General features: G+C 53.4%; 1 protein-coding gene. It reads left to right on the top strand.

Annotation, left to right across the window (positions count from 1 at the left end):
- The first annotated feature begins 282 nt into the window (after window positions 1-282).
- Window positions 283-19338 carry a hypothetical protein gene (locus ACO6V5_RS18490; RefSeq protein WP_422409734.1) on the top strand — a complete coding sequence of 6352 codons (19056 nt, stop codon included), beginning with the start codon at window positions 283-285 and terminating at the stop codon, window positions 19336-19338.
- Window positions 19339-19362: the final 24 nt, after the last annotated feature.

Genomic DNA, 19362 nt, shown 5'->3' with positions numbered 1-19362 from the left:
CTGGTTGCGTAGCTATGGCTACGCGCCCGTCGTTGCGCCTTGAAGGATGAAAAAATCCACTCGCCAGAATATGCGAAACCAACTGGCCAGGTACTTAAGTCGTCAAAAAAACTGTTCAAAGTATTGGTTAAATAGACTGTCTTTTATTTTTTGAATTAATAAAGTTAGCTATCTATACCTACTTAATAGGGGTTGTATTTTAGATAGATCGCTTGTTTGTTTGTGACGATAAATATTTATCAAGATTTATAATTTTTAACATCATTACACAAGGGTGTAATCATGGCTGATGATAGCAGTGCCAGTAGTGAGCAGCAGTCGCAGACCTCTAGTGATTCCGAATTAAATTCAGACGTCGACACAAATCTTGAAAAAGTTCGATTTGATAAACCATCAAAATCAGTTGTCAAATCAGTGTCAGCTGATACCCAGTATCTTTTAGACTTTAATTCCGACGACGTAAAACTGGAAGTCAGGGGGCCTGACTTTGTTCTTGTCTTCCCAGATGGTGTTGAAATCACCTTGTTACTTGCGGGGGTGATGGCTGCAACAGAGCAAACACTTCAATTTAAATTCGCCGATGGCTCAGTTATCAGTGGTGATGAATTCATTTCCAAATCCAGTTTTGTTGAATCGGAAGATGTACCTGTTTCTACTCTGAAGGGACAGGAGAGTGAATCTGAAGAGGAAGAAACGCCATCAGGCAAGGAAACGGAAGAAACATCATACAGTGAAACGACTGATTCAAAGACTCAATCAAAAGCCAGCAAGGAAATAAAAAAGAATGATGAGGCGTTTAAGAAAAAACCTGTAGAAGAGGTAGAACCCCGGGATGATGATTTTACCGACACGGCGCAGGCAACCAGCACCAGCTCGTCTTCTTCGCCTCCGGTTGAAGAAGTTACTCCAACAGAAGCTGCTTCAACAACGGAAGGTACCAGTAATCTTACATTCTCGGTTTCGGTGACCAATGTCGGTTCAAGTTCTGCAGGTCAGCTCATTATTGGTGGTGGCGGCAACAACTCTTCGACCAGCCAAAGCGATCCTGAGCAGCATCTTGAGATTGAGCGCTTTGGTAGCAGCCTGGACGGAGACTCTGATGTTCAGCTCAATTACAACAGTGGCCTGGAAATTTACGGTGAAGATCCCTTACTTTTTACTGACTCATTAAACAGTAAGAATCTGGTTCTGCAGAATGATGCAAATATTAATGATATTGCAGCTATTTATGTTGAAAATATGCCCGATGGCTGGGGAGTTGCCGGTGGCGCGACTGAGGGTGACGGAAGCTGGCTGCTGCCGAGTCTGACCAATTTTATTCTGACCTACCCTACTGAAACTGACAGTCAGGTGGTGGATCTTTCCTTTAAACTGGTTCTCAAAGACGGTTCAGAAAATGAATACGTCATCCCTGTTATCCGCCGAGATGCCTCCGATCCGGGTGAACTCACTCTTTCCTCATCGGAACTTTCCCCCCTGGTACTGGATACCAGCCCAACCAGCGACAATATAACAACAGGCGACAATGATGACATCATTCACGCAGGCGTTGGTGATGACATTGTTGATGCGGCAGGTGGTGATGATTTTGTTTCCGGCGGTATGGGTGATGATCAGCTCGATGGCGGGGCGGGTTCTGACACTATTCAGTTCAGCTATGAATATGGTGCCAATACGATAGGGCCTGAAAGCGGTGTCAAAATAGACCTGGGCTCCGGGTCGGTGACTGATGACGGCTATGGCACTTCTGATGCCATTAGTAATTTTGAGAATGTCATCGGCACAATCCATGACGATACCATCACCGGTAGCGAATACATTGACGCCGACAACAGTGGTGATAATACGCTTGGCGGCCTTGCCGGCGATGATGTTATTAGCGGTTTGAGTGGCGATGACTTTCTGGTAGGTGGTGTCGGCACAGATACTCTCTTCGGCGGTGCCGGAAGTGACGTACTGGACGGTGGGGCTGATGATGACAATCTATCGGGCGGTGCGGGTACCGATATCCTGAAAGGTGGCGCCGGCGCAGACAGCCTGGACGGTGGCGCAGGTTCGGATACGGTGGATTACAGTGATGAAACCGGTTCTGTCACGGTTGATCTGGCAGGGTCGACCGCCACCGACGGCAATGGTGATACAGACACCCTGACCAATATTGAGAACATTACCGGTAGTTCCGGGGATGACCAGATTTTTGGTGATTTTGGGGCAAACGTTCTCAACGGAATGGATGGCAACGACACTGTCTCTGGTGGTGACGGAACGGACACCATAAATGGTGGTAGCGGTAACGACTACATAAACGGTAATCAGGGTGACGACCTTATTGATGGCGGTGCCAATGATGACATCATCCATGGTGGTTTTGGTAACGATTCCCTCAATGGTGGTGAAGGCATTGATACGCTGGATATGGTGGGGACGGTAACCAGCCTTTTCGATACACCGGATGATATCACGATTGACCTGAGTACCTCACCGGATGGAACCGGTTCCGTTACGGTCAACAAGAGTTATGGGAGTGGCCTGTTCACTGGTGTTGATACCATCACTGGGTTTGAGAACATCACCACGGACCATGGTAATGACACTCTCACGGGGAATGATCTCGATAATGTGCTGAGCAGTGGTCGCGGCATTGACAGGCTTGATGGAGGGAATGGTCGGGATACCCTTCAGGGCGGTGCTGATGATGACACGCTAATCGGGGGCGCCGGTAATGACATTCTTGAAGGCGGTGACGGGAACGATGTCCTGGATGGTGGTTCCGGAAACGATGATCTTCGAGGAGGTGATGGCGTTGATACGGTCAGTTTTGCTGCTCTTTCCAGTGCCGTCAGTGTTGACCTCGGCGATGGCCGAATTTCCGATGATGGCCTAGGTGGCACAGATACTATTCAATCTATTGAAAATATTGAAGGTACCAATCTGACGGGGCAGGGCGACACACTGCTCGGTGATACCGGGGATAATGAAATATTCGGTCTGGACGGGGATGATACTCTGGGAGGTGGTGGGGGTACCAACAGGCTGGATGGTGGTGCCGGGAGTGATACCGTCAGTTATGGCAACGAGACCAGCGGCGTTACCGTAGACCTGGATGACACCCTGAACCCCGTTGTAACAGCGTCGGGACAGGACACGTTGATTTCCATTGAGAACCTTTCCGGTGGTTCCGGAAACGATTTTTTGAAAGGAACTTCAACTGAAAATACCCTCAGTGGCGGCAGTGGTGACGACACGCTGATGGGCCGGGGGGGTAATGATACGCTGGATGGTGGTATTAATGGCCAGACGGGTGACTGGGTCGATTACAGTGAAGCTTCGTCAGCGGTGATAGTGAACCTTTCCGGCACAGATCACACGGCTTCATACGGCATTGGTGCCAATGCTGCTATCGACGGTGACGGCGGAACCGATGCCCTGAAAAACATTGAAAATGTCACAGGCTCTGCAGGAAATGATGTTCTGATCGGCGATGAGCTGAATAACCACCTGCAGGGTGGCGATGGTAACGATACCTTCGTGGGCGGAAATGGTAGCGATATCTTCGATGGTGGCAGTGGTTCGGAGAGCGATACGGCTGACTATACGACAGTCACCGGAAATATTGTTGTTGACCTGGAAAATGATACGGCCAGCAATGATGGTTTCAATAACACTGATACCCTGACCAGTATTGAGAATGTGCTGGGAGGCTCTGGTGATGATGTTATTAGCGCCGGTACGAGTAATGAAAGTAATGTGCTCCGGGGCAATGCTGGCGAGGATCAACTGTCTGGCGGAGCAGGCGCAGATATACTCGACGGCGGTGATGGTGATGACAGACTGATTGGTGGCTCCGGAGCAGATCAGCTGATCGGTGGGGATGACAATGAAACCCATGGCGATACAGTTGATTACAGTGCCGCTGCCATTGGCCTTCAGGTTGATCTGGCCAGCGGGGTGGTGGCTGATGATGGTACTGGCAGCCAGGACACTATTTCAGGCATAGAAAATGTCATAGGCGGTTCCGGTGATGACCAGCTAACCGGCAACAGTGATGCTAATACGCTGACTGGCAATGCCGGTGATGATGTCCTCAATGGCGGCGGGGGCGAAGACACCCTGCTGGGAGGGGATGGTGACGACCGGCTGACCGGCGGCAGTGGCAATGACACTCTCAATGGTGGCATCCAGACAGCCAATGGTGATACAGCCGATTACAGTGCTGACTCAACCGATCTGAATGCGGATCTGGATACCGGTATTGCCAGCAGCACGCTCAGTGGCAGTGACACATTGGTAGGTATTGAAAATATCACTGGCGGCAGCAGTGATGACCGCCTGCTGGGGGACAGTTCCGATAACCAGCTGTCCGGCGGTGCCGGGGACGATGTGCTCACTGGCAGGGGAGGCAGCGACACACTGGATGGTGGCACCGGGAGTGATACCGCTGACTATTCTGCAAGCACCGGCATTGTTACTGTTGCTCTGGATGGCTCATTAACCAATACCAACGGCATTGATGCTAGCACGGATACCCTGATTGATATTGAGAATGTTACTGGCGGCAGCAACAACGACAGGCTGGTGGGCAATAGCGATAACAACCTGCTTAGCGGCAATGCCGGTGACGACCTGCTCCGTGGTGGTGCCGGTAATGACACTTTCTATGGAGAGACAGAAGCTGCGGGAGTTAATCCTGGCAGTCAGGACACGGATACCGTCAGCTATTCACTGGCAGCGGCAGGGGTCAGTGTTGATCTCGCTGCCAATTCAGCCAGCGATGATGGCGACGGTGGCAGCGATCAGTTGTATGGCATTGAGAATATAACGGGCAGTAATGCTCAGGATAATATCAGTGGTGATGCCGGGGACAATGAGCTTAAAGGTGAAGGAGGCGATGATATCCTTGCCGGTGGTGGCGGTGATGACGTTCTTGATGGCGGCAGTGGAACGGCTGACCAAGCGAATTACAGCAATGCAGCCAATAGCATCAGTGTAGATCTGGCTGCTGGCCAGGCTCTGGATGATGGGGATAGCGGTACCGATACCCTGATCGCCATCGAAAATGTCACTGGCAGTGATCACAATGACGATATCCGGGGCTCTTCAGATGCCAATACCCTGAGCGGGGGGGATGGTGACGACCTGCTCTTCGGTGGTGCCGGTAATGACGTTCTTGATGGAGAAAGCGGCGCTGATACCGTGACCTATGACGACTACGGTCGTTCGGTTATCGCAACGCTTGCAGATGCTGGTGATGGCCAGGCAACGGATGCCGGTGGAACGGAAACCGATACCCTCCGCAACATCGAAAACATAACAGGTAGCAGCAGTTATGGCGATACGCTGACCGGTAACAGCAGTGACAATGTTCTGTCCGGCAATGGTGGCGATGACATTCTCAGTGGCGGTGCAGGTGCCGACACGCTAAAGGGCGATGACGGCAATGACACGCTTTCTGGTGGTATCGGGGCGGATAATTTCGATGGTGGTGCGGACGTGGATACGGTCACTTATGCCGGAGTCTCCGTTGGCGTCACCGCTAACCTTCGGACTGGCCTCGGTAACGACGGTAGCGGTGGTAGTGAAACCTACAGCAATATCGAGAACCTGATCGGGGGCAGCAGTGACGATACCCTGACCGGAACTGACAGCTCCTCCCAGGGTAACGAACTCTCTGGCGGAGCCGGTGACGACGCTCTGACTGGCGGTGCGGGTAACGACATTCTGGATGGTGGCAGTCATGGTGTAGCCGGCGACACGGTTGTCTTCAGTGATGGCAGTAGTGGTGTCACGGCCAGTCTGGTTGATGGCCAGGCCACTGATAGCGAGGGCGGCCAGGACGTTCTGCAGAACATTGAAAATTTAACCGGTACCAGCAGCGATGACAGTCTGACCGGTGACGCATTAGACAACGTGCTTAGTGGTAATGCCGGTACAGATACATTGCTCGGTAATGGCGGTGATGACACCCTCAATGGTGGTAATGACAACGATATCCTGGTGGGTGGGGCCGGTGCAGATACCCTCAATGGCGGAGCGGGCAGTGACACGGCGGATTACAGTGACAACACCAGCATTGTTACGGTTGACCTGTCACAGGCGAGTAACAAGGTGACTGAAGGCGGGTTCATTACCGATATCCTGAACGACATCGAAAATGTTACCGGCGGCTCCAACAATGACACCCTGAGAGGTGATGATGATGCCAATGTCTTGACCGGCGGGGACGGTGACGACCTGCTGGTGGGTGGCCGTGATGACGATGAGCTGGTCGGCGGTGATGGTATTGACACGGTGGACTACGGTACCAGTAATCAGGCTGTCACCGTGAACCTGAACCTTGGCACTGCGTCTGATGGCTTTGGTTCCTCGGATACATTGAGTGGCATTGAAAAAGTTATTGGCAGCGACCATGACGATAGCCTGACCGGAAATAACGATGATAATGAGCTGTCTGGTGGTCTGGGCAGTGACAGCCTCGTGGGTGGGGGCGGCAATGATATCTTCCGTGGCGGCAGTGACGGTGCCAGTGAGAACACTGTTGATTATACCGATGCGGCAGCCGCTGTAACCGCGAGCCTGACGGACGGTACAGCGACAGACGATGGTGATGGTGGCCAGGATACCTTCCACGATATCGATAATATTCGGGGTAGCAGCCACGACGATGTGATCATCGGCGACGCTAACGTCAATGATCTTTATGGGGGAGCAGGGGATGACACCCTGACAGGACGGGCAGGCAATGACCGTCTGGAAGGTGGGGGCAACACGGCGGTGGGCGATACCGCCGACTACTCTCTGGCGGCCAGTGCAGTCACTGTCGATTTGTCTATCGGCAAGGCGACGGATGACGGTGATGGTGGTGGTCAGGATGACCTGATCGGGATAGAGAATGTTACCGGCAGCGACGGTAATGATGTGCTGACAGGTGACACGGCTGCCAACAGGCTGCAGGGTGGCGACGGTGACGACAGTCTGAAAGGCGGACAGGGTGATGATTCCCTTGAGGGCGGTGACGGCTCCGATACGCTGGTAGGAGGAGAGGGAGTTGACACCATCGACGGTGGCACGGGTGTGGACACGCTCAGTTACGCTTCTGATCAGGACACCAACAGCGACGGTATGGGTGTGGTAGTCGATCTCTCTGCTGACCAAGCCACCGATGGCAGTGGTGCTACTGATAGCGTCACTAATATTGAAAATGTCACCGGCAGTGACTTTAAGGACACCCTGACCGGTGATGCCAATGCTAATACCCTGGCTGGCGGCCTTGGCGATGATACTCTGGCCGGTGGTGCCGGAGCAGATACACTGGATGGCGGAACTGAGGGTAGCGACGGCGATACAGCGGATTACACCGATGCATTGGGGGTTGTTACAGCAGACCTGTCAGGCGCAAACGATACGGCCATTGTTGATGGCGATGCCACTGATACCCTGATCAGTATTGAAAATATCACCGGCAGCCAGTTTGCCGACACGCTGACCGGTGATAACAATGCCAATACTCTGCTGGGCAATGGTGGTGATGACACCCTGATGGGGGGGCAGGGAGAGGACATACTGGCCGGTGGTGCCGACAACGACACACTGGACGGGGGATTGGATGCTGACACCCTCAGGGGAGAAGCGGGCGAGGATACCCTGGTCGGTAATGAGGGTGACGATATCCTGGAAGGCGGTGACGATGCAGACCGCCTTGAAGGCGGCACAGGTGCCGACCAGTTGCGAGGCGGCGCTGGCATTGATACCGCCGTATACAGCAATGATGCCAGCGGTATTACTGTGAACCTTGCTGATGCCGCGCCCAATGCCACCGACGGTTCAGGAGCTACGGATACCCTGGACAGCATCGAGAATATTGTCGGCAGTGCCAGTGCTGACAGTATTACCGGTGACAGCCAGGTCAACCTGCTTCAGGGGGGCAGTGGTGACGATACGCTGCGTGGTGGCGATGGCGACGATACCCTTCAGGGGGAAAATGATGCCGACACGCTCTTTGGTGATGCGGGCGATGACACTCTGGAAGGCGGTGGTGGCGACGATACCCTTGATGGCGGCCTCGGCAGTGACAGCCTCGACGGCGGTAGCGGTAATGACACTGTTGATTACAGTCTGATGTCCGCCAGTGTGGTGGCGGATATTTCCGGTAGTGTCGATACGGTCACCATTGGCAGCGACACCGATACCCTGACCAGCATTGAGAATATTAACGGCAGTGATCACCACGATACGCTGACGGGTGACGGCGGTGTCAATATCCTGCAGGGCAATGATGGTAACGATACCCTGAGCGGCAATGACGGTGCCGACCAGCTATTCGGTAACGAGGGTGATGACACCCTGCAAGGCGGCAGTGGCAGTGATACTCTCAATGGCGGTGCTAACGGGGAAACCAACGGTGATACGGTTGACTACAGCAGTCATAGTCGTGCAGTAACGGTTGATCTTGACAGCGGTACTGCCACCGATGGAACTGCCGATACTGACACCCTTGTCGATATTGAAAACATCACAGGCAGCGGGCTGGGTGATACCCTGACCGGCGATATTCACGACAACCTCATAGCAGGCAGCAGTGGTAGCGATACCATCGACGGCAATAGCGGTGATGACCACCTTCAGGGGGGCAGTGGCAATGACGTTCTCATTGGTGGCCTCGGCAGCGATACCCTTGATGGTGGCACCGAAACGGACACGGCGGACTACAGCGCGGCTATTGGTTCGGTCAATGCCAACCTGTCTTCCGGCACTCCTCAGGCGTCAGTGAGTGGCGACGCCACGGACACACTGATTAGCATTGAAAATCTGCGTGGCAGTAATCAGGCCGATACCTTAACCGGCGATAACAACGCCAATGATCTTCATGGCGGTCAGGACAACGATACCCTGACTGGCAACGGTGGCGTTGATCGGCTCTATGGTGAAAGTGGTGATGACACCTTGGTCGGTGGCGATGGTGCGGATACTCTCGATGGTGGTAGTGGTGGTGAAGCGGCAGGGGATACGGCAGATTACAGCGCCCGAAATACGGCGGTGACCATCAATCTTCAGAACCAGTCCCTGAACGATGACGGTAGTGGTGCTCAGGACACTCTGGTGGATATAGAGAACGTCACCGGTGGCAGTGCCGACGATACGCTCACGGGGGATGCCGCAGACAATGTGCTGACCGGGGGCGGCGGCGATGACATTCTGGTAGGCGGTGGCGGTCAGGATCGGCTGGTAGGCAGCGGCGGTTCTGATGTGGATACGGTGGATTACATTGGTGCTGCTGGTGCCGTGGTAGCTGACCTGTCCAACTCGCAAGCTAGTGATGATGGTGATGGCAGTTCTGATGATTTGATTGATATTGAGAACCTGATCGGTAGTAACAACGGAGACTCCCTGACCGGTGACGCTGAGGCCAACAAGCTTGAAGGGGGTGCCGGTGACGACACGCTGAAGGGTATGGGTGGCAACGATGTTCTGGAAGGGGGGGCGGATAACGACACCCTCAGTGGTGGGGCTGGCACTGACAATCTCATAGGTGGTATAGGTACCGATACGGCAGATTACAGTGATGCCCAGTCCGGAGTGACGGTTGATCTTTCCGCAGCCTCGAACCAGACTTCTGACGACGGTGATTCTTCCAGCGATACCCTGGACAGCATTGAGAATGTTACAGGCAGCCTGAATAACGACACACTGACGGGAGATAACCAGAATAATACTCTGAGCGGGCTGGATGGCAGCGACATCCTGTCTGGCGGAGGCGGGGCGGATACTCTCGAAGGCGGCAATAACGACGATACCCTGCGTGGTGATAGCGGTAACGACGCGCTGAAAGGGGGCAACGGGAGCGATACCGCTGATTACAGCGGAGTCACCGGCAGCGTCACTGCCAGTCTGTTAAATAAGCAGGTCTCCGACGATGGCGATGGTGGTCAGGATACTCTGGACAGTATTGAGAACCTTATTGGTGGTACGCTCGGCGATAACCTGGCGGGTGATAACCAGAATAATCGGCTGGAAGGTCGTGAAGGAAGCGATGTTCTCAGGGGCGGCCTGGGTGATGATGTATTGATTGGTGGCGATGATGCTGGTACGACTGACCGGGCAGATTATGATGATGCCTCGGCTGGTGTCACCGTTAACCTGACCACAGGCAATGCATCGGGCGCCAATGGTAATGACACTCTGAATGGCATTGAGGATATCAAGGGCAGCAACCACGATGACACACTGACCGGAGACAGTGCAGCTAATGTTCTGGAGGGGCTGGACGGCATCGACATCCTCTATGGTGAAGGTGCAGACGATACGCTCTATGGTGGTAACCAGAACGACACTATTTTCGGCGGTGACGGTAGCGACACCATTCGTGGCGAGGATGACAATGACACGATCAGCGGAGGTGCCGGAAACGATGATCTGGATGGTGGCGCTGATTTTGACACTCTGGATTACACTGACCACACCAATAACCTGACCGTAGACCTGAACAACTCCACGGTTAACGTCGGCTCCAACAATACCGATACCATCAGCAATTTTGAAGCGGTCATTACTGGCAGCGGTGACGATACACTGACCGGGACAGCGGATGCCAATACCCTCAGGGGGAATGTCGGCAATGATACTTTGACCGGTGGCGATGGTGCCGATTCTCTCGAAGGCGGAACCGGCAATGACGTGTTTATTGAGGGGGGTGGCAGCGACATTATCGATGGCGGCGATGATATTGATACTGTGGATTACAGCTTGCTGGGTTCAGGTCAGTCAGTTCAGGCAACACTGGTTCTGGGAGGGGACGGCTCGGCTGTGTCGGGATCTGACACCGATACGCTTCGTAATATTGAGAACATCATTGGTTCTGATGCGGCGGATACCCTTACAGGGAGTAGCGCAGATAACCAGCTATCCGGTGGTTCGGGGAACGATAAGCTGACCGGTGCTGCGGGCGATGACACACTTGATGGCGGTGATGATACCGACACCGTTGATTATTCCGCAAATACCAACGCCCAGGCCGTTGTTATTGATCTGGCCAACCAGGCTATTAACGATGATGGTCTGGGAGGCAGTGATACCCTGAGCAATATCGAGATTATCCAGCTTGGTGCAGGGAATGATGTCGCCACAGGCGATAGTCATAACAATGAATTTTACGGCAACGACGGTACCGATACCCTCAGTGGGGCCGATGGTGATGACCAGCTCTACGGTGGTAATCAGGATGACATCTTGCAGGGGGGTGCAGGAACCGACTTACTGGATGGCGGTTTGGGTACTGACACAGTGGATTACACCGATGCCACCGCAGCCGTTGAAGTGGACCTCTCCGCAAACCGTGCCAAAGAGCAGGGTATCCTCACAGACACGTTTAATGATATCGAAAATATCTTGTCCGGTGATCACAATGACACTCTTATCGGCGATGGCGACGTCAACCGTATAGAAGGTGGAGCGGGTGATGACAGTATTACCGGCAATGCCGGTAATGACCAGCTGTTTGGTGATGACGGCGCAGATACCTTCTACGAAGGTGCAGGCAGCGATACCATCGATGGTGGCTTGGGTATTGATACGGTGGATTACAGCTCGGTATCAGGTGTTGAGCTGACGGTTGATCTTGATGGTGGCTCAGGTTCGGGGTCTGCCGTATTCAGTGGCGGCAATTCAGATGTTGATACCCTGGTTGATATTGAAAATATCGTCGGAACTGACAATAACGATACCATTACCGGAAGCAGCGAAGTTAATGAACTGGATGGTGGCGATGGTGATGACTGGCTGGTGGGTGAAGCTGGCAATGATACCCTCAGAGGCGGTGGTGGCACGGATACCGCCGACTACAGCTACCAGACCAATAACGTCCTGATTAATCTGGCAGACGATACCAATAATAATGATGGTCATGGTGATCGGGACAGTCTTGTTGATGTTGAGAATATCGTCAGTGGCTCCGGTAACGACACTCTGACCGGTGATTCTGCCAACAATACGCTTGATGGCGGGGCAGGCGATGATACTCTGTCTGGCGGCTCTGGCAACGACACCCTTACCGGTAATCTTGGCAGTGACACGGCGGATTATCGGGACGCTGTATCCAGCCTGACGATTGATCTTTCTGCTGGCGCTCCGATCAATGATACTCTGGGCGGTCAGGATACTCTCCAGTCCATTGAAAACCTGATGGGCGGTGACCATGCCGATTCGCTGACCGGCGACAGCATCAGTAATGTTCTCTGGGGGGGAGATGATAACGACACCCTGAATGGACTGGGAGGCGCCGATACTCTGGAAGGGCAGGAGGGTAATGATACCCTCGATGGGGGAGATCTTGACGACACCCTCAGAGGCGGTAATGGCGACGATACGCTGATCGGTGGTTCAGGTAATGACAATCTGCAGGGTGATGCCGGGACTGATACCGCAGATTACAGTGCTCAGACTCAGTCTGTCACCATCAACCTTCTTGATCAGTCACAAAACAACGATGGCCAAAGTGGCCAGGACACCCTCTCTAATATTGAAAACCTTTCTGGCGGCAGTAACGACGACACGCTGACCGGTGATAATGCCGACAATACGATTCGTGGCAATGCCGGTAACGATACCCTCAGTGGCAGTGGCGGTGCTGATCAGCTCATAGGTGATGCGGGTGATGATACCCTGCGAGGCGGTGCTGGCAACGACACCCTTGATGGTGGTCAGGGTGCCGGAGATACGGCAGATTACACAGGGCATGGCAGTGCTGTCACGGTAACACTGACCAGTGGCGGTGCCGGCAGCGGTACAGCCACTGATGCCGCCACCAGTGACATCGATACTCTGGCGGGTATCGAAAACCTCACCGGCAGCAGTAATGATGACACGTTAACCGGTAATGACCTTGCCAACACTCTTCATGGCGGTGACGGTGCGGATACCTTGATCGGTGGAGACGGCGCAGATACCCTGCGTGGCGGCGATGAGACAGCCGATAACAGCCTGAATGATACTGCCGATTACAGCGGCGCCTCCGGAGCCCTGACCATTGACCTGGCCAATGAAGAAGCCACCGATGATGGCTACGGCAACCGTGATGCAGTGATCGATATCGAAAGAGTAGTTGGCACTGCTTATGATGATTCGATTCGGGGGGATGCTGAAAGTAACCAACTCACCGGCGGTAACGGCAACGATACGTTTTATGGTGCTGGAGGGGTTGATACGTTTTTCGGCGACGCTGGCACTGATACTGCCGATTACAGCGATGCCGGTAGTGCTGTCAATGTGAACCTGCTTAATGGAGTAGCTACTGACGATGGCGATGGTGCCAATGACGTACTCACAGGCATTGAGAATGTTATTGGCTCTGCCAACGCTGACACCATAGAGGGTGATACTCAGGCGAACCAACTGGAAGGTGGCGATGGCGCCGATACTCTGACCGGTGGTGATGGCGATGACGTGTTGCTGGGTCAGGACGGTGACGACATTCTTGAAGGGGGCCTTGGTGCTGACACACTTGATGGTGGGCTGGGTAATGATCGGGTGGATTACAGCGCCTTCGCCGGAGCACTGACTATTGACCGCTCAGGAGGCGGAAATAGTTTTCAGGTCGATCTCGGTGGTGGCAATGTTGATACCCTGACCAGCATTGAAGACCTGGTGCTGGGTGCGGGTGATGACCATATCATCGGTGATAGTGGAGACAACCGTTATGACGGTGGAATAGGTAATGACAAACTGGAAGGCAGGGGTGGAAACGATACCCTCAACGGCGATGAAGGCGATGACACCATCAGCGGAGGCAGTGGCAGTGACACTCTCGATGGCGGTGAAAGCGCCAGCGATAACGATACCCTGGATTATTCTGACAATACCACAGGCCTGACGGTTGACCTGGGTTCGTCTTCGGTGGTGGACGGGGCCGATACTGACACCATTGCCAATTTTGAATCTGTGCTGGGTGGTTCCGGTGATGACATCCTGACAGGTACCGCAGAAGTCAATATTCTGGATGGTCAGGACGGTGATGACATTCTTTATGGCAAGGCCGGTGCCGATACCCTGAGGGGCGGAAACCACAGCAGTAACGGTGATACCGCTGATTACAGTACCCATGGCAGCGCAGTCACGGCTACGCTGACTGCCAACGGTAACGGAACAGCTAACGATGGTACCGATACCGACAATCTGGAAGGTATAGAGAACATCAGCGGCAGTGCTTATGGCGATACCCTGACCGGTGATAACAATGCCAATACCCTCAATGGTAATGCTGGTATTGATACCATTAATGCCGGTGGTGCAGCAGATACAGTCAATGGTGGTGATGGTGCGGACATAATTGATGGTGGTGCCGGTGCGGACACACTTCATGGGGACGCTGATGATGACACTGTCAGTGGTGGCGATGACAACGATACCCTCTTCGGCGATGCTGGCAATGACACTCTGAATGGCGATGCCGGGGATGACACTCTTTATGGTGGAACCGGTGACGATACCTTGGATGGAGGCAGTCATTCCAGCAATGGTGATACCGCCGATTACAGCGGCAAGTCGGCAATCACTGTTGATATGAACCTGGGCAGTAACCAGGTCAGTAATGACGGTGAAGGTGGTCAGGACACGCTGCTTAATATTGAAACTATTATCGGTACTTCCAACAACGACAGCATGACCGGCAATGCTGACAGCCACCGGTTTGAAGGGGGCGGCGGCGATGACAGCCTCTCAGGTGGCAGTGGCGATGATGAGCTGGTTGGCGGTGATGGCAACGATACCATTGACGGTGATGCGGATAACGATGATATCGAGGGTAATGCCGATAACGACATCCTGACAGGGGGTCAGGGTGAAGATTTCCTCAAGGGTGGCACAGGTCAGGATACTCTTTCAGGTGGAACCGAGAATGACACGCTCTGGGGTGAAGACGGTGATGACACTCTTGATGGGGGCGGCGGTGATGACTCCATCAACGGTGGGGCAGGAACCGATACCCTGTTATTAACCGGGGCAACACAAGCGGTCAATATTGATCTTCAGGCCGGTACGGCAACCAACGATGGCTATGGTACCAGCGACTCCAGTATTACCAATATTGAGAATGTTACGCTTGGCGCTAACGGTGGCGTCGTCACGGGTAGTGCCGATGATAATGTGCTGACCGGAAGCACTGGAGTCGATCAGTTCCATGGCGGTAGCGGCAATGACAGGCTGGAGGGCCATGACAACGATGACCTGCTCTACGGAGATGCCGGTCAGGACACGCTGTATGGTGGTGCCGGAGCAGATACCCTTGAAGGGGGTACGGAAAATGACACCCTCTATGGCGAGGCAGGCAATGATACGTTGCGTGGCGATGCCGGTCAGGATCAGCTCTTTGGCGGTGTCGGCAATGATACTCTGGAGGGGGGGAATGACGACGATACCCTCGAAGGTGGCGCCGATGACGATACCCTCCACGGTGGTGACAACAATGACACGCTGCGTGGAGAGGCCGGTGCTGATCAGCTCAACGGTGACGCTGGTGATGATGTGCTTGAAGGAGGGGATGGCATTGATACCCTTAACGGCGGTGATAATGACGATACCCTGCGAGGAGGAGCGGGAGGCGACACGCTGAACGGGGATTCCGGTGATGACACCCTGGTTGGCGGAGCTGGTAATGACAGTCTCGACGGTGGTGTCGGCACAGCGGACTGGGCCGATTACAGCGACGCTATCGGTGATGTTACCGCTGATCTCAGCGACCTGGTTGGCACCAATGCCGAAGATGGCCAGGGTTTCAGCGATACTCTCGTAAATATTGAAAATATCCGTGGTGGTGCCCATTCTGACGACCTGACAGGGGACGCCAACGCCAATCACCTGGTGGGTAATGGCGATAATGATACCTTGTCCGGTGGTGATGGTGCGGATCATCTGGAAGGCGGTGACGGCAATGATTATCTGACGGGCGGTGCCGGTGCCGATACGCTGGATGGCGGTGAAGAGGTCGGAGACAATGATACCGTTGACTATGCCAGTGAAAGCTCGGCAGTCACCGTAGATTTGTCCAGTGTTTTACAGACGGCAACCGTCAGCGCGGTTACAGACACCCTGTCCGGTATTGAAAGTGTGGTCGGAGGCAGTGGTGACGACATTCTCACCGGTAACGGCGACACCAATGTATTGCAAGGCAATGTGGGTCAGGACACGATTGAGGGTGGTGCCGGTGATGATACGCTGCAAGGTGGTGCTGATAATGACACCATCAATGGTGGTCTGGGCGATGACACTATTGACGGTGGCAGTGGTAATAATGACCTGCTTGACCTGAGCATGGCAACCCACACCATTAACCTTAACCTAGGTAATGGAAGCGCCACTCAGGATGGTTATGGCTCATCCGATAGCAGTATCACCGGGATTGAAGACGTTACCGGAGGTGGTCAGGCCGATGATATTACCGGCAATGCTTTGGCCAATATTCTGCGTGGAGGGGGGGATGCTGATCTTCTGAAAGGTGGTTTTGGCAACGATACTCTCTATGGTGACAGTGGTGCAGACACGCTGCAAGGCAACGCCGGTGACGATGACATATATGGGGGTACCGGTAATGATACGGTCAGCTACGCTGACGGTGGTGCGGTTAATGTCAATCTGAGCACTGGCATAGCCACCGGCAATGGCACCGATAACCTTTACGAGATCGAAAATATTACCGGCAGTTTCTCCGACGATACGCTGACAGGTGACAGTGGCGATAATACCCTCGATGGCAGCTCGGGAGACGACATACTGATCGGTGGTGCCGGTAATGATGTGCTGGAGGGAGGAGCTCACAGCAGTCTGGGTGATACGGTTGATTACAGTGGCGCTACCAGCGGCGTGACCGCTAATCTGACCAGTGAGACAGGCAGTAGCGTTGATCAGGGCACCGATACCCTGAAGAATATTGAAAATATTATTGGCAGTAGTCAAAACGACGCACTGACCGGCAGCAGTGTCAGCAATTCGATCAATGCGGGTACCGGCGCAGACACCATTTATGGCAGTGATGGTAACGATACTCTTGATGGTGGTGGCGACAGTGACACGGTGGATTACAACACATCCCACTTCAACAACTCTGGTAGTGGTTTAACCATCACTCTTAACGGTTCTGCCAACGGCACTTCTGTTCATGGTAGTGATACTGACACGCTCAAAAATATTGAAAATGCCACTGGCTCCGGTAACGCCGATACCCTGATCGGAGACAGTGGCAATAATACCCTCAATGGTATGGCTGGCGACGATATTCTGGAAGCAGGCACCGGGACAGACACTCTCGATGGTGGCACAGGTTCTGATACTGCGGATTACAGTGGCCATGCTAATTCCGGTATCACGGTTGTGCTCAATGGCAGCGCTAACGGTACCGTCAATGATGGCACTGATACAGACACTCTCCGCAACATCGAAAATATTATTGCCACAGATGGCGCCGATACCATAACGGGTGATGATGAGGACAATACCATTAACGCCGGTGATCAGAACGACACGATCCACTCAAGTAATGGTACCGACATTCTGGATGGTGGCAGCGGCACGGATACTATCAACTACAGTACCAACAGCAGTGGTGTGACCGTCACTCTGGCTGGCGCATCTGATGGCTCAGTAGCCAAGGGTGGTAATACCGATACTGTCCGTAATGTGGAAAATGTCGTTGGTACTGCTTTTATCGATACCATGACCGGTGACAGCAACAGCAATAGTCTCAGTGGTGCTGGTGGCAACGATATATTCTATGGCAGCGGTGGCAACGATATTCTGGATGGCGGGACAGATACTGACACCGTGGATTACTCGGCGGATACTGGCGGTGTCATTGTCACTCTGGCCGAAACCGGCAACGACGGTACAGCCACCACTTCTGCGGGCACGGACACCCTTCGTGAGATCGAAAATATTATTGGCGGTAGCGGGGACGATTTGCTCATCGGTAACACTGCCAGCAACGACCTTGATGGTGGTGCCGGTGATGACACGCTTCGCGGTGGTGCCGGTGCTGATATGCTTGATGGCGGTGATGACATTGATACTGTTGATTACAGTCAGGATTCAGGTGCAGTTTTTGTTAATTTAACAGGAGGAAATGCCACAGATGGTAGCGGTGGCATCGATACGTTGACAGATATCGAAAACATTACTGGCTCCGACAATGCATTAGGCGACCAGCTGTATGGTGATGCGTCAGCCAACACCATCAACGGGGGAGATGGAGGAGATACTATTTTCGGTGGTGCGGGTGCTGACACCATTAACGGGGGAGACGGCGACGACAACATTAACGGTAATCAGGACGATGACACCATTACGGGTGGCGCTGGCGATGACATCATCCACGGTGGCTTCGGAAACGATAAATTAGATGGCGGAGCTAATACTGCGGCGGGCGATACGCTGGATATGGTGGGTAACGTCACCGGACCTGGTGACACACCGGATGATATTACCGTCGACCTCTCTGCCACTGCAGATGCTGATGGTTACATCACAGTCAACAAAAGTTATGGTGGCGGAGCCTCTACCGGTAATGACAAGGTCAAGGGTTTTGAGAATGTCACTACCGACCACGGCAACGATACCCTGATTGGTGACAGCGCCAACAATATTCTGAACAGTGGTAGCGGTAATGACACACTCCGGGGTGGAAACGGAAGCGATACTCTCATTGCCGGTTCCGGCAACGATATTCTGGAGGGTGGTGCCGGGGCCGACATACTGAACGGCGGGGACGATGAGGATATTGTTGATTACAGCAGTGAATCCAGCGGCGTCACGGTTAACCTGGACACTGGCGTGGCCACCGACGGTGGCGGCAGTAACGACACCCTGACCAGTATCGAGAAGGTGCTGGGCTCCAGCAGTGGAGATAATCTCACCGCCTCCAGCACGATAGCTAACGTACTGGAAGGTAATGCGGGTAACGACACCCTAACGGGCTTTGCTGCTGATCAGCTTATTGGCGGAGCTGGTGACGACACTCTCAATATTGATCTGGCAGCCCTGCAAAACAGCGCCACACAGGTAGATGGTGGAGCTGACAGCGACACGCTCAGTCTTAATAACGGTGGCAGTTGGGATCTGGGTAATTACACCAGCCTTATCGATAATTTTGAAAAAATTGATTTCAACGGAGGAAGTGCCGATACCATCACTATCTCAATGGATGATGTCGGTGCACTTTCCGGAAGTAACAGCCTGACCATTGATGTTGATAGCAGTGATGGTATTACTGTGAATGATTCGACCAGCAGTGATACCAGTGATGCCAGTCAGCACATTTACCATGACAACAGTGGCAATACCATAACAGTCAACTTCCTCTGATGGATTCAGGCCAGTAGGTTCAGA

The sequence above is a fragment of the Endozoicomonas sp. ALD068 genome, from assembly GCF_049310145.1.
Classification (GTDB): domain Bacteria; phylum Pseudomonadota; class Gammaproteobacteria; order Pseudomonadales; family Endozoicomonadaceae; genus Endozoicomonas_A.
This window is presented reverse-complemented; position numbering and strand designations above follow the sequence as displayed.